Genomic DNA, 18,083 nt, shown 5'->3' on the forward strand with positions numbered 1-18,083 from the left:
GATGAACAACAATCGAACACTTTATTCGTATCTCCCGGCAAAGAGGCGTATTTGCTTTTGGCTGCTGCTCCTATTGGCACTCTTGCCGGCTTCTAGCTACGCGCAAGACGCAGTGCAGCCAACGACTCTTTCCACTCCCACAAAAACCGCAACGACTTTAGAGCCAGCAGACTCGACTGGAGTCCACAAACAAGACGTCGTTGCAGTTGACCTCGCTGAATATTCCGCAGAGCTGAATGGACAGGACCTGACAAGCGGCGCTTTTACGCTGGATGTCGTTCGCAAGGAAGCGGGAATTGGCACGCTGGACTGGACCGACATCAGAATCGCGGTCGCCAACCTCAAGTGGTCCCAGCAGCCTCTTCTCGCGGGCACGTCTCCCGCCAATCGAATGCTGATTTACACAGATCGCGATCAAGACACCCTCACTGGAAACTGGAGTGCCGCGGGCACTCTAATCAATCAGCAATCCGTTTTTGATCTGGTGTTCCCTCCAGCGCTCAATAGCCGAGTCACGATTCGATCCGCATCGGATATCGTTCTCACTGCCAGTCATGGAGTCTTGAAGAAGGGATCACAGGACGAGCAAGGAAAGGTGGAATGGACCCTCGAACTTGGAAATAAACCTGCGACGACACTCACCGCGACTCCGGGAACATTTTCTAAAGGGAGTGTTCCTGCCCGCTACGAACTCGAAACGGAATTTCGAGCCCGTCGCGACGGGATGTTTATCAAAGCAGACTTCGCCATCGAAGGTCCAATCAGTTCAACGCATCCATTTCTGCTGAATGTCCCTGCCGAGCTGGATGTGCAGTCAGTCACCCTCTTCAGCGGGGCTTCTCAGATCGGGACGACCCTGAGCTTTAAACGAGACCCATCGCAACCGGATCAGCTGCTTGTCCCGTTGAATGTTGATCGGCTGGAACCCCGGTTCATCCTGCGGCTTCGCGCCTTTCAGTCAGTTGCGTGGGGACAGCCTCATGCGCTGGAAGCAGTGAGTATCTCCTCCGCTTTCGCGACGCGAAAGTCTGTTGTGATTCGCATTGAACCGCCATTGCAACTGCAATTCAGCGAGTCGCAGGGCTTGCTTCAAACCAGTCTGACGAGCGAAGAAGCGACAGGGGAAGTTTGGCGATACGAAGTCAGCGACCCGTCTTCCGCATTGAAGGTCACTATCGATTTCCCACAGTCTCCCGTCGTCGCAGACATCACCTGTCTGATGGATGCTCGTCGATTGAGTGCGTGGACGGCAGCCTCGATCACGATGCATGTCGAAAACGGAAGCCGTTTTGAATCTGCAATTCAGCTTCCGGATGACTGGAAGCTGGTCTCCGTGGCAGCAGGCGACTCTGAATCTCGCATCGCGTCTTGGAAGGTCGAACAGAAAACGTTGATCGTCAATTGGCAAAACCCCATGACATCGACCTCTCATCGACAACTCAGGCTCTTTGCGAAGGTCTCTCCATGGAAATTGCAGACGCCAACTCGCCTACAGATTCCACAAGTACTCTCGACGAGCGAGGTCTCAGTTCTGTTCCAGATTCTGACTCCGGTCAGTTCAGAATTACAGATCATCGAAAGCGAAGGGTGGCGTGTTATCGAAAACACCCCGATTGCTTCGCCGATTCTGCGGTTACGAGAAGTGACTGACAGGATTACGACGGCCAATTCGATCACCTGTACGACCCTGAAGTCCAATCACGTCAATCGGGGGGGCAGAACGCTCATTAATCTTGTTTCCAAGAACCCTGCTTCAGAAAGTGGAATCACCGGTCGCTTGATCGATCAGAGTCCTCGAACAGAATCGTCATCTGATGACACCACAGCAGCTGCGTTGAGTTCCGGAATCGCGAGCGTGGTCTCGATGGAAATGCTGACGAACGTTGGTCCGACAGTCCGTCATGGTTGCATGCATCAGGTCACAATCGATGTTGATCCACCCTCCAATGCAGCGGACCTGAAACTTCGATTACCTGAAAATTGCCGGCTCTCGGCGATTTCTGTCGATGGTCGGTCGATCACCGTATTCCGGGTGGGAGACGAAGTACCGCTCCCCTCAGAAATCACGACCGTGGGGAAACTGGGAATCACCTATGTCACCGAGCCGATCGAAAAGTGGCCGAATCAGATCAACTCCATTCCAGTGCCTCGACTCTCGCTCCCAGTGACTGCGTTTAACTGGAAAATCAACTTCCCCGCAGAACAGCAAATCGAGAATGTCGCCGTCCCCGGTGTGTTGAGTAGTCTGAAAAACGCCCCTTCAAATGAAAATCAGTTCTTCGGGCCATTGAATCGCGATGACAACGACAAGGTGTTTAATCCATTCTCCAGAAGTGAATGGACTCAGGTGATTGACAAACTCCATCACGCCGATGACATCGAGTCCCTCCGCCGATCGATCCACCTGACCGCTCCGACTGTAGGTGACTCCGTAGAATTCACAGCATGGAATGCAAACAACGTGCGTGGTTACGCGTGGGTCGCAATGATGGCTTGTATGCTGATTGGCGCAGCGACGAGGCTGTTCCAGATCGTCTGGATTCGTCGCATTTCGGCGTTCTGGATCATCATCCTGTTTGCGGCTGTTTCCGTTGCCTCTCCTCCGTGGGCGCTCATTCTCGGCGGAATGATCTCCGGCTCACTCTTGTCCCTGTTGATTCCACGGAGATGGATGCAGAAGCCCGATTTTCTCGCAGAAAGCAGTACGCGGACGGTTCGCAAACGCGATGTGGCAACAATTTGTGCGATTCTTTTCAGTTCCCAATCGGCGTTCGCCCAGCCGGTTCCTGAATTGCCAGAAGTGCTCGTTCCGTCTTTTGCTACTGAAGAATCGACCGCTGCCGCCTCCGTTTTACCAGAGTATCTGATTGCTTCAGCTCACTACAAGTTAGAGCAGTCCAACCCGATTCCCCGATTCCGAACAACATTTGTTGTGTTCACGCCGAATGCAAAAAAAGAAGTCTCTGTGCGATTGCCGCTGCGGAGTGTTGTCTTTTCCCCCTCGGCGGAGTGCCTGGTCAACGGTGAGAAGCAGAGTCTGATTCCCTCGGTTAGCGGAGATTCGATCATCGTTCGCGTCGATCCAAGTCAAGCGAAGATGGAGGGAGAAGGACTCCCCGATGGCTGGGGCAAAAGCGAAATCGAACTGGAATTCTCAATTCGACCGACCTATTCAGACGCACCCGTCACTCCCATGAATGCGATGATGGGAGAGCGCTTGGTCCAGTCGTTCCACGCTCAGATTCCTGCAATTCACGACTCGGTGCTATCGATTCCTGATACGGAATCCGCGCGTCCGTTCAAACGTCTTGGCGAGGCTGTCCCGGATGGAAAAGGGGGATTGATCATCCAGCTGGGAGGAGTTCAGAATCTCAAGATTGACCCCGACCAACCAAAGCGGATTGAGCTTTCGGGAGGAAGTGCTGTCACCCTTCTCGACGTGACTCCGCTTCGATTCAAAGGACAGACCCGAATTCTTCCCGGACCGGATGGATGGCCCGCTTTACTTCCGCTCAGTTTTCCGCCGAACTGTGTCATTACTTCCGTCACAGGAACCAATCTGATTGACACTGTCGACGCTGCCTCTTCGCCGGATTCCACAGACCTCACACTCCGCCTGAAACCCGATGTCGCTCCAACCGCAGTCACGATCAACTATGACCTGAAGGGGAGCCAGCAGAACGACATTGATCTCTCAGTCCCCGCATTTCCTCTTTGGGAAGGTCGAACTGTTCCACATTCCATTGGAATCACAGGGCCACCAACTAGCCAGTTGAGCGTTGTGCCGAGCACGGGAGTGAGCATCCTCAATCCCGATGAATGGCCAATTCAGCAAGATTCACAGAAGACCCGCCCCTATGTCGCAGTCCTCTTGAACTCCCCTCAGACGTTTCAGTTGAAATGGAACAAATTAGTTCCGGTTCGAACTGCTGCGTTATCCGAGCAAATGACTATCGAAGGGGAATACATTTCGTGGTCCGCCAGCATCCGCTTGAATGTGGCACAGATTCCGACGTTCCGTCATCAATTTCGAATTCCTTCTGGAGTGAAAATCGATGCTGTCATCTCCGGCCAGGATGGGATCGACGGGCCTGTACGATTTTCCAGAGTGGGTGATGTTCTCTCGGTTTTTGTGTCGGGCGGACAACTTGGCGAGCGGATGTTTCAGATTCATGGAAAGGTCCCACTGACTGTCGACGCCTGGAGTCAAATCCCCTCCATCACGGGAATTGATACGACATTCACAGAATCGCTACTCTCGATTTCCGATAACACGGGTTGGAATATCGATCTGGAAACCCAAGCGGGAGTCCCACTGGCCAATCGAATCCAAAGAGAGGATGCCGAGGGGGCGATTGAACTCCCGCGTGCGATCGGCACATATCAATCCGGATCGGGCCCTCGACCAGAACGGGTTCGTGTCACCATGCCCTCTCGAGCGACGCGGGCCGAGGGGATACTGCTTCTGAAAATCCAGTCGGAAGAAGAAGCCGATCTGATCAGCACTTTTCATCTGACCGCAGTCGAAGCAAGTTTGAAGAAAGCAGTCTTTCGACTCCCCACTGATCTCTCGGACATCCGTGTTCGCCCTTCGCTGTTCACTCATACGTCGACGTCGGACGCCAATGGGACGACCATCACGGTCAAAATCCCGGACCGTTTCTCCAGCTCTGCGACTGTCTCAATCGCCGCCAAGCTGAAGGGGGACATCATCCAGAAACTCCTGACTCATCAAAGTTCTGCATCGCCCCCGGTACTCTTCCCGATGGTGGAGATTACGTCCGCACAGAAGCAATCTCAGATTGTCCTGCTAACCAAAGGATCGTCCTTCATTCCGGTCCAGTCGGAAAGCGTCCGGATTGAATCTACTGATCTGCCAACATGGATCCCCCACGAATGGTTGCACGCCGTCCAGAATCAGGAACTGGTCAGTTATCAGCTTGTTCGCAAAGAGTTGAATCTGATTGGACGATCGACCGTTGACCTCACGGGCAGACCGGTCGTGCGGCTGATCGAGTCGGTCATTTGGCCGCTCGAAAAAGGGCTCATGGCAGGAACAACACGGGTCTGGCTGGCGACAAATAAAAGTGAGCAGTTTTTAATCCCGCTGGACAAGTACCTTCACGTCACTGCGATCACCTGTGATGGGATGTCACCGCCGGCCTGGGAAATCAGTCAGGCAGGCATCCTGATTAATCTCCCATTGGAAAACCTGATCACTTTGAACATTTCCTGGTATCAGCTTGCCTCCCAAGGGGCTGAAGCACCGATTCAGATTCGAGGAGATCTCGCGGAATCCCACATGATCGCAATTGCTCAGTCGGATTTCTGGAAACTCAACCCCGTGGGCTTACGTCCGATGCAAAAGCTGTCGGTCTGGCTGGAACGCTGGTCTGCGTTGCTGCAATGCATGAGCGATGTCAGCGGTCCACTTGATCAAGATAGCTTGCTACTTCAGCAGATTCGCTTCAGTTCAAGTATGGCAAACTCCATCATGTCGTCGGGAGTCAGTCCGACCAAGGAAGAGCTTGAACTCTATGAACGCAATTCCAAGACGTGGATGAAACTAGAAGAAGACCTCGCGTTTCTTCGAGGAACAGAAAGCCTCGAGATCACTCCGGCCGCTTCAGGAATTCCCTTCACGGAGTTTCTCGTTGATCCTGATCAGATCATCAAAGTGGACTGGTTCAAGTCCATTCCCAAAAGCGATTTCGGTGAAATCAGTTCAGAGCTGGTTGTTCCTCTTCCATGGGGTAGTCTCTGGAGAGAGCTATTGGTACTGGTCGCAGTCTGCATCGTCGTGCTCTATTCGACTTGGCTACAACGAACCAGAGAGGCGTTTGCACTCCGTCCCCAGTGGAGCATCATGCTGCTTGGAGCCCTATGGTGGACCTTTCTGACTCCCAGCATCATTGGATTTCTCATTTTCACAACCGCCTTTTTGGTAGAGGTAGGAGTGAGAATCTTTGCGATGATGAACGGACGTGTTCTGGAAACGCAATCAAAAGCGGGCTAAACCGGTTACATTGAGATCGGCGAGCGTTTCGATCAGGGAAGCAGCGGACTTGGTTGCGACCAAGAAATTCCGTACAGATTCCAATTCTTAAAGTCGATGGAATCACCGACGAACAACACTCGCTTCAGAATGTTGTTTGACATCGCTCTTCTTGAACGCGACCTCGGCGATCGTTGTTACGCCGTTTCCATTCTTTGAATACCCCTTCCGAAACTGAAACCGCCAGACAAGGTTTTCCGGTAATTGATCCAGCCCTTCATCTGAAGAGGTCAGGTAGGTCTCATAGGAGGCTCCCGGTGAGAGAACTTTACCCAACTCCTGACCGACCATGTCCCAGTCACTCGAAACCGGAAGACGATAAAGTGGCAGTTCCTGGGCGTCCCGAATCTTTGTTCCCGCTTCAGCGATATAGTTGTTGGATAGATCGTGCTTGAATTTTGAATTCGTCACCCATCGTAAGATCAATTCCCGATCGAACGGGGCAATCCCTTGCTCGGGCGACAGGTTCGTCAATCTCAGCTTGAGCTTCCAGAGCGGTTGTGTTGGCTCCCGTTTGCGAAACGTGTCTCCAGAATAATGAACAAACTCTGCTCGTGACTGCTCGATCTCGAGAGGCTCGACGAGAATGTTTCCAAAACGCCGAGACTCACCCAAATGAAGCGTGTGGCCGTCGGGTAGCTTGATATGCGCTGGAACGTAGGTGAGTTCATCCGGCTTCTGGTTGGGGATGTCAGGGAGGCTTTCCAACTGATGAGACCGTCCGCCCAACAGAAATATTGATGCCAGCAGTGCCAAGGTCACCGCACTGGCGTAGCTCACGAGAAGTACCCACTTCAGATGAGAGGGTGAGGATGTCGGTGCAACCTGCTCGGGCGATGGCTGGCCAGTGGCTGCCTGATTTGGGCGAGACGTCGGTTGATCCATCCCGGCGAATGCACCTGCGACCGTCGCGGCGCTTCCAGCGACTTTCTCTGGCGAACTCACTTCAAACGGAGAGGCCGTTGAGAGACTCCTACGGGGCTCCTGCGGTTTTGGAGGGGGGCCATTCAGAAAATCGACAGGACTCGCTTCCGTATGTGCATTCTGGCGAATCCGTGCTGGTTCGAACGAAAATGACTCACCATCTTCAGGAGTCTCAGTCTCCTCCCGCGTGGATGGGTCGACGCCGGCCTGCTCTCGTTCTTCAAAATGGGCGTTCTCGCCAGTCGATTCCTGGAAGAAGGTTTCTACGGGAGTTGTGCTCTCAGCTTCTTTACCTTCACCGAATTGAAGATTCGTCTCAGGAGGTCGTTCAAGGGGAAAAGAGAAGATCAGTGTCGATCCATCGGATTCATTGAACCGCGGAGGAGGAATCGATGCAATCTCTTCGCTCTCAACGTACTCAGCTTCAATATCGACGTCCGCTGGTTGCACATTCTCCTGCTGTGCACTGTCGCTGGAGTCAGCGGCATTCCCATCATCACCGAGTGGAATTTCCCCGCGTTCTTCAGGTGGATCTGCTGGCTGGCGCTGATTCAACCAATCCTGCTCAGAAGAGGAATCCCGTTCGGCCATCGTTACACCCCTTGCAGTCCAACTGAAACAACAGAAACAGAAGACCAGTTTAAATCCAAACGACCTCGACGAATTAAGAACTCAGACCATTCACGATGCTCTCCAGAATTTCGCGTGACTCCGCCTCGTTCATTGCATCTGGCCCGCTGATAAATGGAAGTGGTCCCAGAATCGAGACGGATGTTAAGCTCTGAAGCAGGCTCACATTGGACGATCCTGTTCCATCATCTAATGCAGAAACCCGATTGACAACCGCCGCGGTGACTGGCAATCCAGAATTTCGGATGGATTCCAAAGTCAGCAACGTATGATTGATCATCCCCAGACGATCGGCTGCCACAACCAGAACCGGAAATCCCAGATCCACCGCGAGGTCAGCAATAGTTTGTTGTTCGCCAATCGGGCAAAGCCAACCGCCAATTCCCTCAACGAGAAGCCAATCGACATTCCCCTTCCAAACGTCGACCCCGGATCGTAGTAAGCCTGAGTCGACTTTCTTTCCTTCCAGCTCAGCCGCAGCGGGCGGAGCCAAGGGAGCGAGAAACCTCTGAGGGCAAATCCAATCCAATGGGTACTGATTCCCCGTTGCATTGGCGAGAATTTCCAGATCGGACCAGCTTTTCCCGTCGAGACTTGCCCCAGAACAAGCAGGCTTATAAACCCCGACCCGGTGCCCATCCTGCTGCAACTTTCTGGCGAGTAACGCGGTCACATGTGTCTTGCCGACCCCGGTATCAATCCCTGTTATAAACAACTCTTGCATTCTGAACGTTATAACCTTGAATACAATCAATACCGTAAGAATCATTCTAACTCCCTGATGTCGCTGAAATTCAGGGAGGCCATTGGAAACTCGGCAACGAGCGAGTTACATTTTCCACTATAGACATTCGCCGGATCCGATACCAATTCATCTCATACGTTCGTGAACCCCAAAGGTAACCCTCATGCCGATCGACTGGCAGCCGCTCATTGACATTGTTAACGCTCACGAGCGGTTTGTGATTACCAGCCACGTTCGTCCAGACGCAGACGCGATCGGTTCGGAGATGGGGCTTGTTGCTCACCTTCGTGCCTTGGGGAAGCAGGTACGTGTCATTAACCCTTCCGCAACTCCAAATCATCTGAAATTTCTGGACCCCGAAGGAATTACTCAGAAAATTGGCGGCCCCATTACTGTTGAGTCGGCATGTGACACAGATGTGCACATCGTTGTCGACACAAGCGCCTGGCAGCAGTTGCAGGAAGTGGGAGAAGTCATTCGAAAATCCCCCGCGAAGAAGGTCGTGATCGATCATCACCTCAGTTCTGATGATCTGGGAGCCGTCGTTTTTAAAGACACCACCGCTTCAGCAGCAGGTGTTCTCGTCACCGAATTCATTCAGGCTTCGAAGGCCCCGATTCAGGAGCAACAGGCGTTTGCGTTGTTCGCTGCGATTGCCACTGACACCGGTTGGTTCCGTTTTTCAAATGTTGAAGCGAGAACTTTAAGAACAGCAGCCTCTTTGATTGACGCCGGAGCCAAACCACACATATTATTCCGTGAATTATATGAGCGATCTTCGCTCGCCCGCCTGAGATTACACTCCCTTGTATTGGGTCGAGTCACCTTGGCCTGCCACTCCCGCGTTGCACACACCTTTGTTTACCGACAGGATTTCGTCGATACCGGCGCTGTCCCCACCGATACTGAAGAACTCGTCAATACCTGCCTGACAATTGAAGGAGTCGAAGCGGCCTTTATCCTTGTGGAACAACCCGACGGCAGAGTCAAAGGAAGCCTTCGAAGTCGCTCCTCCGTCAGTGTTGCCGCTGTTGCAGAGCTGTTCGGAGGAGGAGGACACAAACAGGCTGCCGGTGTCATGCTCCCGGGACCGATTGCTTCTGCTCAGGAAACGCTTCTTCACTCGTTCAACCAACAGTTAGATCAGCTGCAGGCCACTCAGAATTCCACTGCGAATGAGTGCCCGTAGCGAGTCATTGACGAACATCGAATAAAATCCCCCCGAAAGCACCGTCACACAGATTCCGAGTCGCTGAGTCACTCCGTCATGGAAGACCCTCAGCTCCAACTACGAAGGGCTTAAGATGTCTGATGCGCCTCCAGTTCAGGAATCGTCAGAAGTTCCTGCAGAAGTTGTGCGACGTAAATTTATTGTTGAGGCAGCTGCCGTCGTTGTTGGCGCCTTCACAGCTATTGTGCCGGCGTTCACAGCGATCGGGTATTTTCTCACTCCGCTTCTGAGAGGGAAAGCCAAAGCTGCGGAGGGCGATGACGGCTTTCTGAAAATTGGCTCGGTCAACAGCCTCAGAAATGAAGGCGAACCATCTTTTTTTCAGGTCTCCGGCATCAAACAGGATGCGTGGACAACCTATCCATCGACGTCACTGGGAGCGGTCTACGTTCGCAAAGACGAAAACGGCAAGCTCACCTGTTTTAATGCACGATGCACACATTTAGGCTGCACTGTGACTTATCGTCCGGACAAAGAGGACTTTCTTTGCCCATGTCACGCGAGCTCTTTCAGTATCGATGGGCAACGCAGCAATCAGATTCCGCCGCGTGATCTCGATCACCTCGAGTGCGAAATTCGTAACAACGACGAGTTGTGGGTCAAGTTTCAGAACTTCCGGGCTGGTCGCGAAGCGAAGATTCCGGTTTAGTCGTTGTGTTTCGCCTGTGAAGCCTCGTCGCCAGACGGCAAGCCCGAACGACACAGCGATTGCTTCTCTCTTTGGCAGGGAATTCCTGCCCCGCTGAGCATAAGTCGAATGCTCGACCTTTGAATCAACATCAGGACCGGAATCATGCAAAGATTGCTCAACTGGCTGGACGACCGCACGGGCATTCGACACCTCATGAAGGAAGCATTGTTCGAGCCAATCCCTGGTGGCGCACGATGGCGCTACGTCTGGGGAAGTACGCTCGTCTTCACGTTTATGATTCAGGTCATCACCGGAACATGTCTGTGGATGTCTTACAGCCCCAGCGCGACCACTGCCTGGGAAAGCGTGTTTTACATTCAACACTACATGATGTTTGGGTGGATCATTCGCGGGATTCATCACTTCACAGCACAGGCAATGATCATTCTGTTGATCCTGCACATGATGCAGATCGTCATTGACGGAGCATATCGGGCCCCACGTGAAGTGAACTTCTGGCTCGGGCTCGTCCTGATGCAGATCATTCTATTCCTTGGTCTGACAGGCTATCTGCTTCCGTGGGATCAAAAGGGGTATTACGCGACACAAGTCGCCACTGAAATCATGGGTTCCGCTCCGATTGTCGGACCTTCCATTCAGACATTGATGCAGGGAGGAACGCAATACGGAAATCTGACGCTCACTCGATTTTTCGCTTTGCACGCTGGAATCCTGCCAGCAATGCTCATTGGATTTTTGGGACTTCACATCTACGTGTTTCGTCGCCATGGGATTCATGCCATCAAACGACCGACCGTCCAGGATGGGATGTTCTGGCCCGATCAGATTCTGAAAGATGCCGTGGCCTGCATGGCTGTGCTGATCGCCATTCTCGCTGCGACGTGGTATTGGAATGGAGCAGAACTGACCGCCCCTGCGAACCCAGCAGAGGCCTACAATGCCGCTCGTCCGGAATGGTATTACCTGTTCCTGTTCAAATTCCTGAAGTTTCCATGGGTCAGCCAGATGGGAGAAGCTACCCACCTGGGTGAAGCGTTCGGAGCGATCGTCGTTCCGGGCATCGCGATGACAGTGATCTTCCTGATGCCGATCATCGCCTACTTCCGCTGGGGACATCGCTTTAACGTCGCTTACATGTGGACAGTGTTGGGAATCGCTGGCGTCTTGACTGCTCTGGCGTCGTACGAAGACTGGTATTCTCCTTCACAGGACGGAAAAGACTTCCGATCAGCAGTGGCCAACGCGCATCGTGATGCTGCCCGCGTCGTGGAACTTGCGAAGTCTCCCACTGGAATTCCGCCTCAGGGAGCAGCCTCCCTATTAAACGACGATCCTCTGACACAGGGGCCACGACTTTTCGAAACTTATTGCATCTCCTGCCATCAGCCCCAAGAAGGCTGGGAGTTCGCAGAGAAACCTGTTGCACCAGCACTCGCGGATCCTCACCATCGGAGCGAGATGTTCTTCGGTTCCCGGGAATGGACAAAATCAGTCCTCACAGACTTTGCCGTGCATTTCTCACGCCTTGAAAACACTCAGGGTGATCTCGCAGAGAATGCCAAAGCAATTCTGGGTGGCAGCATGAACGATTGGTCCGTCTCGAATGGTCCGACTCTGGCGCTTCCAGAAAACGCCGCTGACCTCGAAGCAATCACCGAGTTCGTCTACGCACAGAGTCAACGACCGGATGCTCTTGATCCAGATCACGAAAAAGTGGTTCGTGGACAGGAGATTTTCACTAGCGGCACACTCACCAACGGAACGATTGATGCCTGTGCGGATTGCCATAGCATGCGCCCATTGGCCATCGTCGACGGGAAAGCTCAACTTGCTGAAACGGCTCTCTCGGAAGATTTGTTTCCGACATTGACCGGCTATGCAAGCACGGGCTGGCTGAAGGCGTTCATCAGCAATCCACAAGGCCATTATGCTGGATCAGATGGAAATAACGCGATGCCTGCGTTCGAGTCTCAGATGCAGCCACGTGAACTGGATCTGCTGGCCCGCTGGCTCTCGCAGAACTACTACATCCCGGCAGAACCAGCGGCCGCCCACTGACGGCTTACCTTCAGCAACTGAAACTTCTCCAGCATCGGAGCCAACTTAAGTGTTTTGGCTCCGATGCTTTTTTATTTGAACTCAACCACATTTCTTTAGAGACTTCGCCCATCTACTTGTTGATGTTTTAAATCCTGAAACAGCGACGCTCTTCTGGAAATTCAGTTTTGCATTCGTCAAAAGATCATCTAGGCTTCATCAAGCTGGCCAAAGTCAGAATGGCGGCAACGAAGTGATCAGTGACGATCAAATTCAAGATTCTTTCCAGCAATTGAGAAATGAACTCCGGAATGCCCCTGGGTCGCGAACAGGCCAAGTCAACGAGTGTCCTGAATGCCAGGAATAGAAAGTGGATTCCATCAACCTCGTTCCACTTCCATTCCTGTGAACTGACAGGCGGTTCTGCGGATGAATGACTACGGATGTCCATTCTGTCTCGGTCCCAAATGTCGTTTATTTGAGCAATCACAGTAACAATTCGCACAGTGCCACTTCATCGAAACTCCGCAACGAGCAGACTCATTCAATGAACACAACTCATCAATCCGCACGACGACACCAGGTGGTCATCATCGGAGGAGGCTTCGGTGGCTTGAATGCAGCGAGATCACTCAAAAATGCTCCTGTCGACATCAAACTGATCGATCGGCGGAACTTCCACTTATTCCAGCCGCTGCTTTACCAAGTCGCTGGCGGTGCTCTCTCCCCGGCGAATATCGCATCTCCTCTTCGTCACATTTTCGCACGACAGAAGAACTGCCAGACACTGCTCGCATCCGTCACCGGGATTGCTCCTGATCGCAATGTGATCATCACTGACGAAGGAGAGATTCGCTACGACACGCTGATCGTAGCTGCCGGTGCGCGTCACAGCTATTTTGGGAATGATCAATGGGCGGAATTCGCTCCCGGCCTGAAAACGGTGGAAGACGCAACATCGATTCGTGCTCGGATTCTGATGGCGTTCGAGGACGCTGAACTTGAGCCAGACCCTGCCATTCGCCGCAAACTTCTCACGTTCGTGATCGTTGGGGGAGGTCCGACAGGTGTGGAACTCGCTGGGGCTTTGGGGGAAATTGCTGGTCGCAGCCTGAAACACGAGTTCCGGAACATCAACCCTTCCGAGGCCAATATCCTGCTGCTCGAAGGAGCAGATCGTCTTCTGCTTCCGTTTCCACCAGAACTTTCCGAGCGTGCGAAACAATCTCTCGAACGAGCTGGCGTACAGGTACGGATCAACACCAAAGTGATCGACATTCAGGCAGATCACGTCAAAATTCAGTTCGATGGAAAAGAAGAAATCATCGAAACCAGCACCATTCTCTGGGCTGCTGGAGTTCAGGCCTCTTCGATCGGGAAGAAGATCGCAGAAGAAGTCGGCACTCCAACGGACCGTGCTGGCAGGGTAATGGTAGAACCGAACATGAGTCTCCCCGGCCATCCAGAGATTCTCGTGATCGGAGATACTGCCAACTTCTCCCATCAGGGAGACCGTCCTCTTCCCGGAGTGGCCCCCGTTGCGATTCAACAAGGTCAGTACGTCGGCAAGCTGATCAAAGCGAGATTAAAAGGAAAACCAGAACCAGAGTTCAAATACTGGAACAAAGGAAATCTCGCCACCATCGGAAAATGGTCTGCGGTTGCTGATCTTGGACTCTTCAAAGTCTCTGGGGTAATCGCCTGGCTCCTGTGGCTCGTCGTCCACTTGATGTACATCGCAGCATTTCGAAACCGAGTGCTCGTTGTCATTCAATGGGGTTGGAATTTCCTGACTAACGACCGTTCAGCCCGACTGATTACTGGCGACGATCAACTCCGTGCTGCATCGGCTCAACATCAACGTGATGCAACGATTTCTCAAACGAAGTAGTCAGCAGGCACCGTCGCACGAAGTGCCCCTGAATTTTGAGCGAGTACTCTGTCCTGACAATGAACATCGATTGCAGAACGATTCCGCTTCTTGAACCAGACAACGGCTGAAGGAGCGGAAGTCGCCTGTTTTGAACACTCTATTGAGAGAGCACGTCATTCAGAGTTTTTTCCAATGCTTGAATGATTCGTGGCATCCACTCGAAGTGTTCCTGTTTCATAAGGCAGGTGCGCAAGCAGGTAACTTCGTCTGTATCCCACGTCTCGATGGAGTGATCTCCTGAGAAATACGATCGCGGCAGAGAGAGCAACGCAAGATGGATGTTGTTCTTCGCAGCCTGATTGAAGAACTGCCGAGCTTTCTCACTGGCAAGGCTGCTACTTTCAGCCTGAAAGTTCCACACAACAATGTCCAGCTGCGGTTGAGTCACAAGATGAAAGTGGCTCTCTGATTCGATCCAACCTGCGAGTTGTCTGGCAGCCAGACAACATTGATCGAGCTGACCTGCAAATTCTCCACCCGGAATCGTTGGGAGTAGCTGCATCGTGGCCCAAAGTGCTGCCGCACCAGCCCCAGCCCGCGAACACTCCAATGAGATCTCGCCCAGATGGAGTTCATCTGAAGTAAAATACGTGTACGGAGATTCGTGATGGTAAATCGCAGCTACATTTCGATTTCGAAAGAGAACACACCCGCAGCCGTACGGTTGTAACCCATGCTTGTGCGGATCAACGACGATGGAATCAACTTCCGATGTGGCGTCGAATGCCCGTTTCACATCAGTATCCAAGTGCGAGGCCAACCGAAAATAACCACCGTAAGCAGCGTCGACGTGCACTCGAAAAGAATAGCGTTCTCTCAGGAGCAGAATTTGATCAAGAGGATCAACCGCTCCGAATCCTGTCGTTCCCAGCGTAACGACCACAGTTCCAATTTCCTCATCTTTCAAGAGCCGCTCGAGCTCGGCAACATCGATGCGCCCTCGGGAATCGACTGGCACAGGATGAAATGGAACCTGCAGGACATTCGAGAGTCGAGAATGAGTGTAATGAGCCTGTGACGAGGCAGCGACCGCTTTTCCTTCGGTCAATTCACGTGCTACCCAAAGTGCCTCGAAGTTGGCCATCGTTCCCCCACCTGTCAGATGCCCGAGGTGGGTCGACAATCCAAACATCGCTGCAATTTGGCTAACTACGTCGAGTTCCAGAGCCGACGTGGCCCGCCCGCCGTCGTGCGCATGGTTATTGGGATTGAGGTTCATCGCCAGCATGTATGCGAGGTGCGCCACAGGATGTGGCGGGCGCAGCATTTGCCCGAGATAGAGAGGATGCTGATAAGGATAGTTATCCTGCAACTTCACAGCGGTTTGCTGAAGCACTTCCTCCATACGACGGGTCACTTCCGGAAGCTGAATCTCCGGAAGATCACTAAATCCGAGCGCTAATGTCTGCTGGCAGCGTTGAAACAGTTCGAGATGGGCTGACGTCAGAAACATTGATTTGACCATTGTGTGTCTTAGAGCGTTCGGACAAAACTGATCTTGGCACGTTTTGAGGATTGTGGGAAGGTCTGGTTTTTCTGTTCATGGAGGAACCGACATGGCTGGCCAATTGCTCAGTGATGATTTGTGGAACGAGATCGAATCGTTCTTCCCAACCTACGAGTTCTCTCCCAAAGGGGGCCGACCTCCTGCGGAGAACCGCACCGTCTTCACCTGCGTTCTGTTTGTGCTCAAGACTGGGATCGCCTGGGAAGACCTGCCACTGGAGCTGGGCTGTTCTTACAAGACCTGCTACCGGCGGCTTCGCCAATGGATCGATCTGGGAGTCCTGCAAGACATTCATCGCCACCTCCTCACGCAGCTCAACGCCGCTGGTCGCCTAGAACTGGCCGACGTGCTCATCGATGCTGGGTTGATTAAGTCCCCGCTGGGAGGACAAAAATCGGCCCGAATCCGACAGACCGCGGCCGCTGCGGCAGCAAGTCGCACCTGATGACCACTCACAACGGGATTCCATTGGCCAACACGCTCACTGCTGCCAATGTCCCTGATCTGAGACAACTTCTCCCGCTGGTGTTTCTGAAGTTTCCCAAGATTGGTGGCAAGCGAGGACGGCCACTGGACCGTCCCCGTAGCGTGATCGCGGACAAGGGCTACGACTGCCAGACCACCCGTGATCTTCTCGCCGTGGCCGGGATTGAAACGCACATCCCCAAGCGCGGAACGCGACAGGCCTCTTCTCTAGGCGGCAGCCGCTGGCCCGTTGAACGGACGATCGCCTGGCTCAAGCAGTTCCGTCGAATCCGGATTCGCTGGGACAGGCGGGAAGAGATCTTTCAGGCGTTTCATGACATCGCTAACTCACTGATCACCTGGCGATTCCTCAACGCCGATTAAGTTTTGTCCGCCGGCTCTAAGAAAGAAGACAGGCAATCCTGTGTTGGACTGCCTGTCTGAAGTGACGTCAAATGTCGACCGGAAGTTCGACGAACTAAAGTCGGTTATGGAGCACCAAGTGCGTAAACCGATCCACGATACGCTGACAGTTTCGGAAGCTTGTTCACTGTTGCTTGCTTGAAGTAGGCCTTGGCATCATCTTCACGATTCAATCGCTGAAGTTCCACCCCGATGAAGTAGTATGCCTCAGCCATTTGCGAAGCCTGCGCGTTTTTGTCGACCTTGCTCACCGCAGCGAGCAGTTGCTTGGTATCGCTCTTTGACAACTGGAACAGAACAACCTGATCCACCCAATCCAGTTGATCAGCAGCTTTGGTCGTCGAGGCCTGGTAGTTGGCAGCATTGACCTGATTGAGTCGTTTTTCACAGGCCAGTTGCCACTGCAACAGGAATCGCAAATTCGGATTCAGACGCAATGCTGTCCGGAATGAATCTAACGCTCCGGAATAATCTTTCGTGAAGAAGAGAGCAAATCCCAGGTCAGCGTAGGCCATTGGGTTTTCTGGCGCCTTCTGCACAACCTGACGATAGTCAGCGATCGCTTCAGCAGCTTTGAACTGGTCCAGACGAGCGGTTGCTCTCAGACTCACTGCCCCCAACTGTGAAGGATCCATTGCCAATGCTTGAGTCAGTGCCGCTTCTGCAGATGCAGCGTCACCAGACTCAAGGAGCGCGAAGCCACGATTCACGTAAGTCGGAACGAACTTGGGATCGAGTTGGATTGCGCGATCGAAATCTGCAAGTGCTTCTTTGGTCTTTCCAATCGACTGCAGGTACATCCCGCGGTTGTTGTACACGAGCGGGTTCGTCGAAAAGGTGGCAACTACCCGGTTGTAATCTGCCACTGCTTCAGCAGGCATATTGGCAGCGGCAGCCGACTCTGCGAGGAGCATATGAGCAGCCAGATGTTGAGGCTGGAGTTTAATTGCTTCTTGAAGATCTTTCCGAGCTTCTGGAAAATCCTTCAGCTGCAGGTCTGCCTGAGCCCGCTGATAGTACAAGTTGGCGCGCTGCTCTGCTGTCAAACCCTCTTTGTCCAGAATGGAATCGGCGACAGTTCGTGCTGTTGTGGCATGAACCGGCTTCCCTTCATGGGCGGAAAGATGACTCATCCCGTAGATGTAAGGAAGGTAGTATTCTGGCTTTCCGTTGCCTTCATGCCGAATCGCCTCACGGGAATCAGCAATTCCAGAGACGATCAGATCTGTCTTGCCAGAGAAAATCCCCATCTCAATTCGGCTACTGCCGCGGAGATACAAAGCGACGTGGTCCTGAGGGTCTTTCGCGAGTACCTGATCGCAAAGCTGCATCGCCTTCGGAAAGTCGCGATCACGGTAAGCGGTGTCCGCTGCATCTTTCAGTTTATCGAGCTCGCTGGGAGCCTGGGCAAATACGGAACTTGCGTTTAGAAAAATGCAAATTCCAAGCAGCATCACGCCACGTAAACGAAACATTCCCAA

11 protein-coding genes are annotated in these 18,083 nt (G+C 52.9%); 7 read left to right on the top strand and 4 right to left on the bottom strand.

What is annotated here, in order from left to right:
* Nucleotide 1 precedes the first annotated feature (1 nt).
* Nucleotides 2-6,016 carry a hypothetical protein gene (locus SH668x_RS15960; RefSeq protein WP_437186064.1) on the top strand — a complete coding sequence of 2,005 codons (6,015 nt, stop codon included), beginning with the start codon at nucleotides 2-4 and terminating at the stop codon, nucleotides 6,014-6,016.
* 102 nt (nucleotides 6,017-6,118) lie between these two features.
* On the opposite strand, the gene SH668x_RS15965 is transcribed toward SH668x_RS15960, so the two are convergent.
* Together SH668x_RS15965 and bioD are read right to left on the bottom strand one after the other, a co-directional pair.
* Nucleotides 6,119-7,570: a hypothetical protein gene (locus tag SH668x_RS15965; RefSeq protein WP_437186065.1), complete on the bottom strand. Its 1,452-nt coding sequence runs from the start codon at nucleotides 7,568-7,570 to the stop codon at nucleotides 6,119-6,121.
* 73 nt (nucleotides 7,571-7,643) lie between these two features.
* On the bottom strand, nucleotides 7,644-8,333 hold the full coding sequence (gene bioD, locus SH668x_RS15970) for a dethiobiotin synthase (RefSeq protein ID WP_437186066.1): 690 nt from the start codon (nucleotides 8,331-8,333) through the stop codon (nucleotides 7,644-7,646).
* A 184-nt stretch (nucleotides 8,334-8,517) separates the two neighbouring features.
* On the opposite strand from bioD, the gene SH668x_RS15975 reads away from it, so the two are divergent.
* The 4 genes from SH668x_RS15975 (at nucleotide 8,518) to SH668x_RS15990 (ending at nucleotide 14,165) form a co-directional block, all read left to right on the top strand.
* Nucleotides 8,518-9,543: a DHH family phosphoesterase gene (locus SH668x_RS15975; protein ID WP_437186067.1), complete on the top strand. Its 1,026-nt coding sequence runs from the start codon at nucleotides 8,518-8,520 to the stop codon at nucleotides 9,541-9,543.
* 115 nt (nucleotides 9,544-9,658) lie between these two features.
* Nucleotides 9,659-10,234, top strand: a complete 576-nt coding sequence (locus tag SH668x_RS15980; protein WP_437186068.1) for a ubiquinol-cytochrome c reductase iron-sulfur subunit — start codon at nucleotides 9,659-9,661, stop codon at nucleotides 10,232-10,234.
* Between the two features lie 144 nt (nucleotides 10,235-10,378).
* Entirely contained in the window at nucleotides 10,379-12,295 is a 1,917-nt protein-coding gene (locus tag SH668x_RS15985) for a cytochrome b N-terminal domain-containing protein (protein WP_437186069.1), read from the top strand.
* Nucleotides 12,296-12,821: 526 nt separating this feature from the next.
* Nucleotides 12,822-14,165: an NAD(P)/FAD-dependent oxidoreductase gene (locus SH668x_RS15990; protein WP_437186070.1), complete on the top strand. Its 1,344-nt coding sequence runs from the start codon at nucleotides 12,822-12,824 to the stop codon at nucleotides 14,163-14,165.
* Between the two features lie 139 nt (nucleotides 14,166-14,304).
* Here SH668x_RS15990 and SH668x_RS15995 read toward each other — a convergent pair whose 3' ends face one another.
* Nucleotides 14,305-15,660, bottom strand: coding sequence for a pyridoxal phosphate-dependent decarboxylase family protein (locus tag SH668x_RS15995; RefSeq protein ID WP_437186071.1), 1,356 nt, complete (start codon nucleotides 15,658-15,660; stop codon nucleotides 14,305-14,307).
* 103 nt (nucleotides 15,661-15,763) lie between these two features.
* On the opposite strand from SH668x_RS15995, the gene SH668x_RS16000 reads away from it, so the two are divergent.
* Nucleotides 15,764-16,159, top strand: a complete 396-nt coding sequence (locus SH668x_RS16000) for a transposase (protein ID WP_437185515.1) — start codon at nucleotides 15,764-15,766, stop codon at nucleotides 16,157-16,159.
* Nucleotides 16,159-16,563 carry a transposase gene (locus SH668x_RS16005; RefSeq protein WP_437185516.1) on the top strand — a complete coding sequence of 135 codons (405 nt, stop codon included), beginning with the start codon at nucleotides 16,159-16,161 and terminating at the stop codon, nucleotides 16,561-16,563. The genes SH668x_RS16000 and SH668x_RS16005 overlap by 1 nt, the downstream gene beginning before the upstream one ends.
* Nucleotides 16,564-16,667: 104 nt before the next feature.
* Here the strand turns inward: SH668x_RS16005 and SH668x_RS16010 are convergent, their stop codons facing one another.
* Nucleotides 16,668-18,077, bottom strand: a complete 1,410-nt coding sequence (locus SH668x_RS16010) for a tetratricopeptide repeat protein (protein ID WP_437186072.1) — start codon at nucleotides 18,075-18,077, stop codon at nucleotides 16,668-16,670.
* Between the last annotated feature and the right edge of the window lie 6 nt (nucleotides 18,078-18,083).

This window comes from Planctomicrobium mucosum, assembly GCF_051466335.1.
Lineage (GTDB): Bacteria > Planctomycetota > Planctomycetia > Planctomycetales > Planctomycetaceae > Planctomicrobium.

Coding starts and splice junctions, on each gene's coding strand:
- SH668x_RS15960 (WP_437186064.1), top strand. CDS start 2: ATGAACAACAATCGAACACTTTATTCGTATCTCCCGGCAAAGAGGCGT.
- SH668x_RS15965 (WP_437186065.1), bottom strand. CDS start 7,570: ATGGCCGAACGGGATTCCTCTTCTGAGCAGGATTGGTTGAATCAGCGC.
- bioD (WP_437186066.1), bottom strand. CDS start 8,333: ATGCAAGAGTTGTTTATAACAGGGATTGATACCGGGGTCGGCAAGACA.
- SH668x_RS15975 (WP_437186067.1), top strand. CDS start 8,518: ATGCCGATCGACTGGCAGCCGCTCATTGACATTGTTAACGCTCACGAG.
- SH668x_RS15980 (WP_437186068.1), top strand. CDS start 9,659: ATGTCTGATGCGCCTCCAGTTCAGGAATCGTCAGAAGTTCCTGCAGAA.
- SH668x_RS15985 (WP_437186069.1), top strand. CDS start 10,379: ATGCAAAGATTGCTCAACTGGCTGGACGACCGCACGGGCATTCGACAC.
- SH668x_RS15990 (WP_437186070.1), top strand. CDS start 12,822: ATGAACACAACTCATCAATCCGCACGACGACACCAGGTGGTCATCATC.
- SH668x_RS15995 (WP_437186071.1), bottom strand. CDS start 15,660: ATGTTTCTGACGTCAGCCCATCTCGAACTGTTTCAACGCTGCCAGCAG.
- SH668x_RS16000 (WP_437185515.1), top strand. CDS start 15,764: ATGGCTGGCCAATTGCTCAGTGATGATTTGTGGAACGAGATCGAATCG.
- SH668x_RS16005 (WP_437185516.1), top strand. CDS start 16,159: ATGACCACTCACAACGGGATTCCATTGGCCAACACGCTCACTGCTGCC.
- SH668x_RS16010 (WP_437186072.1), bottom strand. CDS start 18,077: ATGTTTCGTTTACGTGGCGTGATGCTGCTTGGAATTTGCATTTTTCTA.